Genomic DNA, 12,196 nt, shown 5'->3' with positions numbered 1-12,196 from the left:
CTTCTCTAATAATATATTATAATTATCATATTTTTCTACTTAATATAATTACTTTCTTTATATCTATATAAAGAAAACTTTATTCTTTGACCGCAATTAAAAACTTAGTTTTAATTCCCTGCTCTGTAAACATCTTTTCATGTTCAGTTTCTACATTCCCTACAAAATCGCTATTATGAAGATCATATGTTATATATTTAATTCTAAACTTACCTTCCTTAAAATATTCAAGAGATTCTTCAAATAATTCATCATCATCTGTTTTAAAGTAAATCTCTCCTTCATTCTTTAAGAAAAGTCTATATTGTTCTAACTGCCTTGTATGAGTTAGTCTTCTCTTTTTATGTTTCTCCTTAGGCCAAGGATTGCAAAAATTTATGTATATTCTCTCTATTGAATCATCTTCACCCAAGATTTCATTAATAATTCTAATTTCTTGAGCCATTAATTTTACATTATCTACAGTTCTATGTTTTTCCTCATATGCTTTTTCAATATTTCTTTTGGCTAAACCCAAAACTTCGTCTTTTATGTCAACAGCAATATAATTAATATCTGGATTTTCAGAACCATGCACTGCCATAAAAGTTCCCTTTCCGCAACCTAACTCTAAGTAAATAGGATTATCATTTCCAAACACTTCTTTCCATTTACCGTTATACTGCTTAGGATTTACAACAAAAAAATTACAACTTTCCAGTTCAGGTCTTGCCCATGGCTTTTTTCTCATTCTCATGTTCATTCACTCCATCTTTTATCATTCATAATAATTATACATATATTAAATTATATTGCAATTTTTTAATACAAACTTTACATGTATTAATAAACAGTAAAGTTTTCTGATGCCAACCGAAATGTTACATATATATATTTCGCATGACTAGGAAAATTTCATTAGGAGTTACTAAATGAGAGGTTGCATCACTTACAGATTGCTCCAAAGGCAAGCTTTAAACAATCAACGAGTGAACAACCTCTTATTTATCAACTCTAACAATTCATTTTTCAATAATTGCCCATATATATGTGCATTTTTTTGTTTCGTACTCAAATTCAAATTAGGATAACGACTTATATTGACTTGATTTTGATAAAAAATTTAGAGGATTTTATGCAAAACTTATTAGTAATTTAATTATAAAAAATAACAAGTCAATTCATTAAATTATATTTTACGTATTTGACTTGTTATTTTCTTTCTTTTCCCTACTTCATTATTTTTTATATTTATTTGTTAATTCGTTTAACTCTTTTTCATAAATATTAACATATTCACTGAAATTAATATTTTTATTTTCTACAAGTAATGCTAGTTCATATAAAAATTGTGGAACTTCACATGCAAGTATGTCACCATAAACCTTTCCAAGTCTTGCATTATTAGCTTCAAATGATCCATTAATATGAAGTTCAAATACATCTTCAACATTTCCATCCACTCTTTTACGCTTTCCTGTCAATCCAATTGGAACTACTTCATGAATTCCACATGAATTTCCACAACCTGATATGTGAATTCTAGGCAATATATCTTTTTTATATCCCTTTTCATTAAAATAATTAATTATATCATTAAGGGTCTTTTGGCTTTGTAAAATTCCAACCTGACATATTGGCACACCAATACAAGATACACTTTGCTCTAGAGCTGTTTCCCCACCAATATTTTGTGTTATACTTAAAACTTTCTTAGCTTCTTCACCATTTAAATTTCTAAAGTATATTCCTTCTGTCATTGTTAATCTTATTTCTAAATCTTCTATATCTTTTATATCATCTAAAATTTTTCTTAATTTTTTGATATATATTTGCCCTCCTATTGGATGGAAGTATACACTATATAATCCTTTTTGTTTTTGCTCAACTAGTCTAGGATGCTTTTCATCTATTTCTTTACCTTTTTTAGTATATTCTTTTAAACTTACATTCAAATCAAGTCCGCCATTTTTCATAATTTCTTGTAAATGCTCTTTGTATGCTTCTATAAATTTTTCTTTTCCCATTCGCTCTACAATGTATCTTATACGAGCCTTGCTTCTATTTTCATAATCTCCTTCGTTTATAAATAAATTTGTCATAGCCTCTACATGATATAAAACTTTGCTTGGCTCTATAAGTTCATCATATTCAATAGAAATCTTAGGATCTCTTCCAAGACCTCCGCCCATATAAACTTTAAAGTATTTTTTATTATCTTTAACAACTGCCAAGAAACCTAAATCTGTAGCATTACAATGTCCTAAATCCTTATTACTGCTTGAAAAACCAACTTTAAATTTTCTAGGCAACTTATATGTTGTTATTTTGCTTAAAAAATGATTGTTAACAGATAAAGCATATGGCGTTACATCAAAAGCTTCTTCCTTATCTACCCCAGCCAATGGAGACATAGCAACATTTCTAGGATAATTTCCACCTCCACCTCTAGAATATATATTATTTTCAATTCCATCTTTCATAATTCCACAAACTTGGTCTATTGATAGATTATGATATTGAATCGCCTCTCTTGTAGTCAAATGAAATTTTTCTAGTTCATATTTTTCAGCTATATCACATAACCAATTCATTTGATCTAGACTGCTTATTCCTGAAGGAATTCTAAGTCTTATCATGAAATCCTTCTTACTACGTTCTGAATACACGCCCATTCCACCAGAAACTTTTTTGAAATCTCCAACTGAAACTTCGCCATCTAAAAATTTATTTCCCAATTCTTTAAAATTTTCCACTTCACCTAATAATTTTTCTTTTAAATTATCCAAAATTTTTCCCCCTTATATTAATTTGTTTTTAATTTATTATAACCTAATTTTATAATTCTTACTACATTTATAGGTTTTATCGGATAAGTTTTAAAAATTTATATTATAACCAAATAAATATATACATTAATTTATTAACTTATTAATACTTTGTATGTTTTTTTATTATTTTTTTATTCAAAGTCATTACTTTTTTAAATCCACATAAATTTTATTATAATATTTGTAATAGTATCATGTATCTCTAAATAAAAATATTGGACATATACAGATTCTAATATTAATAATTTTAAACTAAATAATTGTGATGTTATTATAAAAATACATAAACTTCAAGTCATTTCACATAGAATCACGAAATTAACTACTTTCTTATTATTGCAAATCATATATATGGTTATGTAATCTATATAAATAAAAAAACCACCTAATATTAATTTATTATCATAATTAATATAGATAGTTTTTTTATTTAGGCACATTCAAAAAATAACGAGTCCATGTACCTTATACTTTTTTATTTATTTTTCCCAAATAATTTTTTCTTATGAGGCGTAACATCACCAGATGATTCTCCTGATGCTTCCATCAAATCATATAGTGCTTTTTTCTGTCTCTCATTTAATGTCTTAGGAATATCAACAATTACTTTTACATATTGATCTCCATTACCACTTGAATTTACTCTTTGTATTCCCTTACCCTTCAATCTAAACATTGTTCCAGATTGAGTACCTGCTGGTACTGTATATTTTACGTTTCCATCTACAGTGGCTACAGTTATTTCCGTACCTAGAGCTGCCTTAGCCATTGAAATATGAGCGTCTATATATACATCATTTCCTTTTCTTGTAAACACTTTAGATGGTGTCACGTTGATTCTTACATATAAATCCCCTGGACTTCCACCTCTTAATCCATGTTCGCCTTGTCCTCTTAAAGGCATTACATTTCCTGTATCAACCCCTGCTGGTATGTTAACTTTTATCTTTCTAGTTTTTCTAACATTCCCATTACCCCTACATGCATTACATGGCTTTTCTGTAATTTTGCCTGAACCTCCACATTGATCACAAGTAGAAGTTGAAACAAAATTTCCAAGAGGTGTTTGTCTTTGAACTCTTACTTGGCCTGAACCTCCACATTTAGGACAAGTCTTGACACTTGATCCCGGTTCTGCTCCAGAACCATGACAATGTTCACAATTTTCACTTCTAGTAACTGAGATTTCCTTTTCAACACCAAAAACTGCTTCTTCAAAAGTTAATGTTATTGTATATTCAATATCATTTCCTCTTACTGGACCATTTCTTCTTCTAGAGCTTCCACCTCCGCCCCCAAAGAATGATTCAAAAATATCTCCGAAACCACCCATATCAAATCCATCAAATCCACCGAAGCCGCCGCCTCCAAATCCACCGCTTCCATCAAATGCAGCTGATCCAAATTGATCATATCTTGATTTCTTTTCAGGGTCCGAAAGAACTTGATAAGCTTCATTTATTTCTTTAAACTTTTCTTCTGCTTCTGTGTTTCCTTGGTTTCTATCTGGATGATACTTTACAGCTAATTTTCTAAAGGCTCTTTTTATTTCGTCATCACTTGCACCTTTTTGAAGTCCAAGCACTTCATAATAGTCTTTATTTGCCATTTGTTTTCATTCACCACCTAGTTTTATTTTATTGAACAAAATATATATTGTAGTTAACAATTTACTAATATTTTATTCAAATCATCACAACTTATCTTTCCCGTAACTTTAGAAAAAGGAAGACGAGCTTGCCTTCCCTCTTCCTATTATATTAAATAAATATATTTTAGTAAATCTTATTTATCTTCATCTACTTTAAAATCTGCATCTACTACATTATCATCATGTGGTGCACTTTGAGCTCCAGCATTTGCATTTGCATTTGGATCTGCTCCTTCTGCTGCTCCAGCTTGTTGATACATCTTTGTAGCTATTGGATAGAATGATTGATTTACAGCTTCAATTGCAGCTTTAATAGCTTCTACATCATCGCTATCTTTCACTTTCTTAAGTTCTTCGATTTTAGCTGTAACAGCAGCTTTTTCATCTTCTGTAGCTTTATCTCCAACTTCGTTTAATGTCTTTTCTATTTGATAAATTGTTTGATCTGCATTATTTACAGCTTCAATCTTTTCTTTTCTCTTCTTATCTTCTTCAGCAAATTTTTCTGCTTCTTTTACAGCCTTATCTACTTCATCATCACTTAAATTAGTTGAAGCTGTAATTGTAATATTTGCTTCTTTTCCAGTTCCTTTATCTAATGCTGATACTTTAACAATACCATTAGCATCTATATCAAATGTAACTTCGATTTGTGGAATTCCTCTTGGAGCTGGAGCTATTCCTGATAATGTGAATTGTCCAAGTGACTTATTATCCATAGCCATTTGTCTTTCACCTTGAACTACATTGATTTCAACTGATGTTTGATTATCTGCTGCAGTTGAGAATACTTGGCTCTTCTTTGTTGGAATAGTTGTATTTCTTTCAATTAATGGAGTAGCTATTCCACCTGCTGTTTCAATTCCTAATGTTAATGGAGTAACATCAAGTAGTACTATATCCTTAACTTCTCCTGTTAATACACCTGCTTGAATAGCTGCACCGACAGCAACACATTCATCTGGATTAACGCCCTTAGAAGGTTCTTTTCCTGTAAAGTTCTTAACTGCTTCAACAACAGCTGGAATTCTTGTTGATCCACCTACTAAGATTATCTTATCTATATCGCTTAATGAAAGTTTAGCATCAGCTAATGCTTTTTTCATTGGCTCAATACTTCTTTGAACTAAGTCATGAGTTATTTCATTGAATTTAGCTCTAGTTAAAGTTAAATCTATATGCTTTGGACCAGTTGCATCAGCAGTAATGAATGGTAAATTAATGTTTGTTTGTGTTGAAGATGATAATTCAATTTTAGCTTTTTCAGCAGCTTCTTTTAATCTTTGAAGTGCCATCTTGTCTTGCATTAAATCAATTCCATTTTCAGCCTTGAATGTATCAGCTATATAGTGCATGATCTTTTCATCAAAATCATCTCCACCAAGCTTTGTATCTCCGTTAGTTGATAATACTTCAAATACTCCGTCTCCTAAATCAAGGATAGATACATCGAAAGTACCACCACCTAAATCGTAAACTAAAATCTTATGAGCTGAATCTAATTTATCTAAACCATAAGCTAATGATGCAGCTGTTGGTTCATTGATTATTCTTAATACTTCTAGACCAGCAATTTTTCCTGCATCCTTAGTTGCTTGTCTTTGGCTATCATTAAAGTAAGCTGGTACTGTAATAACTGCTTGAGTTACAGTTTCTCCTAAATAGCTTTCAGCATCAGCTTTGATTTTTTGAAGTACCATTGCTGAAATTTCTTGTGGTGAATATTGTTTATCATCTATATTAACTTTGTAACTTGTTCCCATATGTCTCTTTATTGAGATAACAGTTTTGTCTGGATTTGTGATTGATTGTCTTTTTGCAACTTGGCCAACTAATCTTTCACCATTTGCTTGGAATGAAACTACTGATGGAGTAGTTCTTGCTCCTTCTGCATTAGCTATAACAGTTGGTTCTCCACCTTCCATAACTGCTACACATGAATTTGTAGTTCCTAAGTCAATTCCTATAATCTTTGCCATTATATATTCCTCCTAAAACTTTAATTAGTTTATTTTCAATTTTAATTTTGTGTTTTAATTTTATTTTCAAATTATTAATTAGCTACTTTTACCATTGTGTGTCTTATAATTTTATCTTCTTTTTTATATCCCTTTTGGAATACTTCTGCTACTACATTTTTACCTAAGTTTTCATCTTCAATATGCATTACTGCATTATGATAATTTGGATCAAATTCTCCACTGGCATCTATTTCTTCAACACCAAGCTTAGTAAATGAATCTTGACAACCTTTCATTGTCATTTCAATACCTTTCTTTAGATCCTCTAAACTTCCTTCAGCATCTACAGCTCTCTCTAAGTTATCCATAATTGGAAGTATTTCTTTTAATACATCAACATATGCATCACTATAGATTCCTTCTTTTTCTTTTGTTGTTCTTTTTCTGTAATTATCATATTCTGCTGTCAATCTTAAAAGTCTATCCTTTGCTTCATCTAATTCTTCTTGTAATTTCTTATTTTGTTCTTTTAACATACTAAGATCATCCTCTTCTGCATTTTCAGCCTCTTCTGAAGCTTCATTAGCTTTTTGAGTTTCTGCTTCATCGATAACTACATTTTCTTCAGTATTATTTTCAGTTTCTTCAACTATCTCTTCTTTAATTTCTTCATTTTTAATTTCTTTATTATCTTCCATATATTTTAAAATACACCTCATCTCTCGAAATATAGTAATTATATTTTTTGATTGTTTAATATATTGTTAAGCTCTTTTATAACCTCAGCCATAATTGTTATTACTTTTGAATAGTTAATTCTTCTTGGACCAATTAATCCTATTTTTCCTATTGGTCTATTTCCAAATGAATATTCTGCAGATATTATACTGCACTCCTTAGCTTGCGGTTTATAATTTTCATCTCCTATACTAATAGTTATATCCTCCTGTGGATTAAATAAATCCAGTATAGTTTCCTTATCATTAAGGAGAGAGAGCATTTCCTTAGCTTTATTAATGTCATTGTATTCTGGATAGTTGAATATATTTGTTGCACCTTCCATAAATACTTCTGATGAATCTGATACATTTAATGTCTCATATAAAATAGGTAAAATGGCATTAAATATCTCTTCATATTCACCTAAATCTCTTTTTAAATTATTAATTACTTCAAGATTAATTTGTTCTATTGAAAGACCAACAAGTCTATTGTTAATGACTTCATTTATTCTAGTTAAAGTTCTAACATCTGGCGCTTTATTAATTAACTTCATTATATGATTTTTTATAAGCCCTGTATCTGTTAAAAATACTGAAACTATATTATGCTCATCAACCTTAATAAGCTGAATGGATTTAACAAAGCTTTTTTTTACTGATGGTGTTTCAATTACACAAGTTAATTTTGTAAGTTCTGATAATAGAGCACTTGTTTGCCTTACTATCTTATCCACTTCAAGCATTGCAGAATCAATTATATATTGTTTTATCTTCAAGTCTTCTTCTTCAGTTAATCTTTGATTATCCATAAGTTTATCAACATATAATCTATACCCCTTACTTGAAGGAATTCTTCCTGCTGAAGCATGAGGTTGTTCTAGGTATCCCATATCCTCAAGGTCAGCCATTTCATTTCTTATTGTTGCAGAACCAATACCTAAATCATAGTTTTTAGCTATAGTTCTCGATCCTACGGGATCCCCTGTACGAATATAGTCATTGATAATAGCTTGAAGTATTTTTATCTTTCTATCATCAATACTCATAACCTCACCTCTTTTTATTAGCACTCGTTAAGATTGAGTGCTAATGACTATGCTTTTAATATATTATTTATGAGGTTTTTTGTCAATTCCATTTATATTTAATCTAAGTATTTATAGAGAATATTCACGGATTTTTTAGAATTTATCTTTATATATCTCTTAATTTCTTTCATTTTCTATTTAATATGCTTTTAAATTTATTATTCATTATAATGTATTTGTTCAATTTCATTACAATACTCTTCATATTTGCTATTATTACTAAAACTTAGAACTTACATTATTAAAAACAATATTTGTATATTGATTTTTTTAATTAATATCATGTTAGTATAAAATCGCTCATTACATAATTTGAAAGTTCAATTCCCTTAGACGATAGGTATAGCTTTCCCGAATCATAAATTAATAATCCTTCATTTATATTTTTTTCAATTACTTCCTTATAGACTTCGTATATATTTTTATTAAATCTTTCTTTAAAATAATCTATGCTTATACCTTCAATCATTCTAAAACCCATAAACATAAATTCTTCTATATCATCTTTCATATCATTTACGTGAATTTCATCTTCAACACTTTCATTGTTATTTATTCTTTTTATATATTCTCTAATATTATCTATATTTTTTATTCTCTTTTTATCTATAAATGAACTTGCAGATACTCCGAGTCCTAAATATTCATTACATTTCCAATATGCTTTGTTATGAAAACATTCATTTCCCGCCTTCGAAAAGTTTGATATTTCATATTGATGATATCCATGATTATTTAAAATTTTCTTTGTATATGAATACATAAGTCTTTCCTCATCTTCTGATGGAAGTTTTAATTTATCTTTTTCATACAAATCGTAAAAACATGTTCCCTCTTCTATTATTAAGCTATATGCTGAAATATGCTCTGGATTAAGTTTAACTATTTCTTCTAATGATTCTTTCCATTCATTAACTGTTTGATCAGGTAATCCAAACATTAAATCCACATTTATATTTCTAAATCCTATCTTTCTTGCTAAAAAATAATTCTCCTTAAATTGTTCATAATTATGTACTCTTCCTATATTTTTTAGAATATTATCTTTTGTAGACTGTAATCCCATACTAAGTCTGTTTACATTATATTTCTTCATAATTTCTAGATTACTTGCATTTAAAGTTCCTGGATTACATTCCACTGTAAATTCCAAATCATCTTTTAAATTTAATTTATTTAATGCACTTAATAATTTATTCAAATTATCATCATTCAGATAAGACGGTGTTCCTCCGCCAATAAATATACTACTAATTATATAATCTTTTCCTTTTTGTAATATTTCTTTGTTTAATGATTCAATATATTCATCAATTAAAATTTCTTTCCCTGCATACGAAGGAAAATCACAATATAAACATTTTTGCTTACAAAATGGAATATGTATATATAAAGATATTTCTTTCATTAAAATTCCTCCTCTTTTTTCAATATATACGGTATCGTGAAACATTAAAGTTTAGCGATACCAACCGAAATATTACACATATATGTTTGGCATGACTAGGAAAATTTAATTGAGAGTTACTAAATGAGAGGTTGCATCACTTACAGATTACTCCAAAGGCAAGCTTTAGACAATCAATAAGTGAACAACCTCTCATTAACTAACTCCAGCAATTCATTTTCCAATGCCTGCTGCACATATATGTGTAATATTTCTTTGTTTTGTAATAACTTTAAGTATTCTGTATATATATACATTGTAAATCGCCCTCATGCCCTAAATATATATAAGAAATTAATCACTTTTATCTATAGTTAATGAATCAAATCAATAGTTCTAACTATATTAATTTTTAATATTCATTATTATTCTAATTTAAAGTTTAGTACAAATAAAGAAATTAGCCACGTATTTGTGGAATAGGCGTTGAAAATAAACTGTTTGAACATCTTGATATCAAGTCATTCCACTCTAGTTTGTCTAAATTTCATATTTGAAACAAACTAAAGTCGGTTCAGTTCAACCTGATATTTAGATATTTCCAGCGAAATTTTATTAGTCCTATAGAACAAATATGTAGCTAATTGGGTAAGGTATTACAAATCTTTCGTGTTTGTAATACCCATAAATATGCATTATATTACTTTTATTAATAAAACATACTAAAATTTATTATTGTTAATCTACTTTTAATACCGCCATAAATGCTTCTTGTGGAACTTCAACAGAACCTACCTGTCTCATTCTCTTCTTTCCTTCTTTTTGCTTTTCAAGCAATTTCTTCTTTCTTGAAATATCTCCACCATAACATTTAGCTAATACGTCTTTTCTCATAGCTTTTACTGTCTCTCTTGCTATAATCTTAGACCCTATTGCTGCTTGGATCGGAACTTCAAACAATTGTCTTGGAATTATTTCTTTTAATTTTTCAGCAATTCCTCTTCCTTTATGATAAGCTCTCTCATCCGGAACTATCATTGACAGTGCATCCACAATATCTCCATTTAATAAAATATCAAGCTTAACTAACTTAGTTTGAGTATAGCCCTTAAATTCATAGTCTAAAGATGCATATCCTCTAGTTCTAGATTTTAATGTATCAAAGAAATCATATATTATTTCATTTAATGGAATATCATAATTGACAACTGCTCTAGTTTCTTCTATATATTGCATATCAATATATGTTCCTCTTCTATCTTGACATAATTCCATAACAGCGCCAACATAATCTTTAGGAGTAATTATAGATGCTTTTACAACTGGTTCTTCCATATAATCAACTTCCGTCATTTCTGGAAGATTTGTAGGATTAGTTATTTCTAATACTTCCCCATCTGTTTTTATTACTTTGTAAATAACGGATGGTGCAGTTGTAATGATATCTAAATTAAATTCTCTTTCAACTCTTTCTTGAATTATTTCCATGTGTAATAATCCTAAGAATCCACATCTAAATCCAAACCCTAATGCAATTGATGTTTCTGGCTCAAAGCTTAAAGCTGCATCATTTATCTGTAATTTTTCTAATGCTTCTTTTAATTCATCATATTTAGCTCCATCGACTGGATATATACCTGAATAAACCATAGGAATAGCTGGCTTATATCCTGGGAGTGCTTTTTCAGTTGGTCTGTTATCTTCTGTTATTGTATCACCAACTCTGGCATCTCTAACATTTTTAATTGATGCTGTGACGTAGCCTACATCTCCTGCACTTAATTCTCCTATAGGAAGTACATTTGGCGTAAATACTCCAACTTCAGTAACATCATAAACTTTACCTGTTGCCATAAGCTTAATCTTAGTTCCAACTTTTATCTTCCCATCAACCACTCTTACAATACATACAACACCCTTATAGCTATCATAATACGAATCAAATATTAAGGCTTTTAATGGCGCTTCTTCATCGCCTTCTGGTGCTGGAATATTTTTGACAACAGACTCTAATACATCTTTTATATTAAGTCCTGTTTTAGCTGATATCATAGGTGCTTCTTCAGCATCTATACCTATAACATCTTCAATTTCTTGTTTAACTTCGTCTGGTCTTGCAGATGGTAAATCAATTTTATTTATTACTGGTGCAATTTCTAAATCATTGTCTAATGCTAAATAACAATTAGCTAGAGTTTGAGCCTGAATACCTTGTGTCGCATCAACAACCAATACAGCACCTTCACAGGCTGCTAAACTTCTAGAAACTTCATAATTAAAGTCTACGTGACCTGGAGTATCAATCAAGTTAAAAATGTATTCTTGACCATCATCTCTTCTATATATAAGTCTCGCTGCTTGGGACTTTATTGTTATTCCTCTTTCTTTTTCTATTTCCATATTATCTAGAACTTGCTCTTCCATTTCCCTTTTTGTCAAGGTTCCTGTAGTTTCAAGTAATCTATCAGCAAGGGTTGATTTACCGTGATCAATATGTGCTACTATTGAAAAATTTCTGATATATTTTTGTCTTTCACTTTTCATATGCATAACTGCCATTCTATACTTAAGGCAGTT

General features: G+C 29.5%; 8 protein-coding genes. All 8 read right to left on the bottom strand.

Features of this window, described 5'->3' with window-relative positions; genetic code table 11:
• Window positions 1-79: 79 nt before the first annotated feature.
• A complete protein-coding gene (trmB, locus tag CLSA_RS05295; protein ID WP_022744378.1) occupies window positions 80-736 on the bottom strand; it encodes a tRNA (guanosine(46)-N7)-methyltransferase TrmB in 657 nt (218 codons plus the stop codon).
• A 481-nt stretch (window positions 737-1,217) separates the two neighbouring features.
• Window positions 1,218-2,768: a nitrite/sulfite reductase gene (locus CLSA_RS05290; RefSeq protein ID WP_022744377.1), complete on the bottom strand. Its 1,551-nt coding sequence runs from the start codon at window positions 2,766-2,768 to the stop codon at window positions 1,218-1,220.
• Window positions 2,769-3,285: 517 nt separating this feature from the next.
• Complete coding sequence (dnaJ, locus tag CLSA_RS05285) at window positions 3,286-4,419, bottom strand: molecular chaperone DnaJ (protein ID WP_022744376.1); 1,134 nt, start codon at window positions 4,417-4,419, stop codon at window positions 3,286-3,288.
• A gap of 176 nt (window positions 4,420-4,595) precedes the next feature.
• Window positions 4,596-6,440: a molecular chaperone DnaK gene (dnaK, locus tag CLSA_RS05280; protein ID WP_022744375.1), complete on the bottom strand. Its 1,845-nt coding sequence runs from the start codon at window positions 6,438-6,440 to the stop codon at window positions 4,596-4,598.
• Window positions 6,441-6,514: 74 nt separating this feature from the next.
• The gene (gene grpE, locus CLSA_RS05275) at window positions 6,515-7,120 is read right to left on the bottom strand and encodes a nucleotide exchange factor GrpE (protein WP_041716103.1); all 606 of its coding nucleotides are present in this window, start codon (window positions 7,118-7,120) and stop codon (window positions 6,515-6,517) included.
• 38 nt (window positions 7,121-7,158) lie between these two features.
• Window positions 7,159-8,190 (bottom strand): heat-inducible transcriptional repressor HrcA, encoded by a 1,032-nt coding sequence (gene hrcA, locus CLSA_RS05270; protein ID WP_022744373.1) that lies wholly within the window; start codon window positions 8,188-8,190, stop codon window positions 7,159-7,161.
• A gap of 322 nt (window positions 8,191-8,512) precedes the next feature.
• Entirely contained in the window at window positions 8,513-9,640 is a 1,128-nt protein-coding gene (gene hemW, locus CLSA_RS05265) for a radical SAM family heme chaperone HemW (protein ID WP_041716101.1), read from the bottom strand.
• A gap of 717 nt (window positions 9,641-10,357) precedes the next feature.
• Window positions 10,358-12,163: a translation elongation factor 4 gene (lepA, locus tag CLSA_RS05260; RefSeq protein ID WP_041716479.1), complete on the bottom strand. Its 1,806-nt coding sequence runs from the start codon at window positions 12,161-12,163 to the stop codon at window positions 10,358-10,360.
• Between the last annotated feature and the right edge of the window lie 33 nt (window positions 12,164-12,196).

It is taken from the genome of Clostridium saccharobutylicum DSM 13864 (assembly GCF_000473995.1).
Classification (GTDB): Bacteria; Bacillota; Clostridia; order Clostridiales; family Clostridiaceae; genus Clostridium; species Clostridium saccharobutylicum.
The sequence above is the reverse complement of the archived record's forward strand: the minus strand, read 5'-3'. Positions and strand labels throughout refer to the sequence as shown.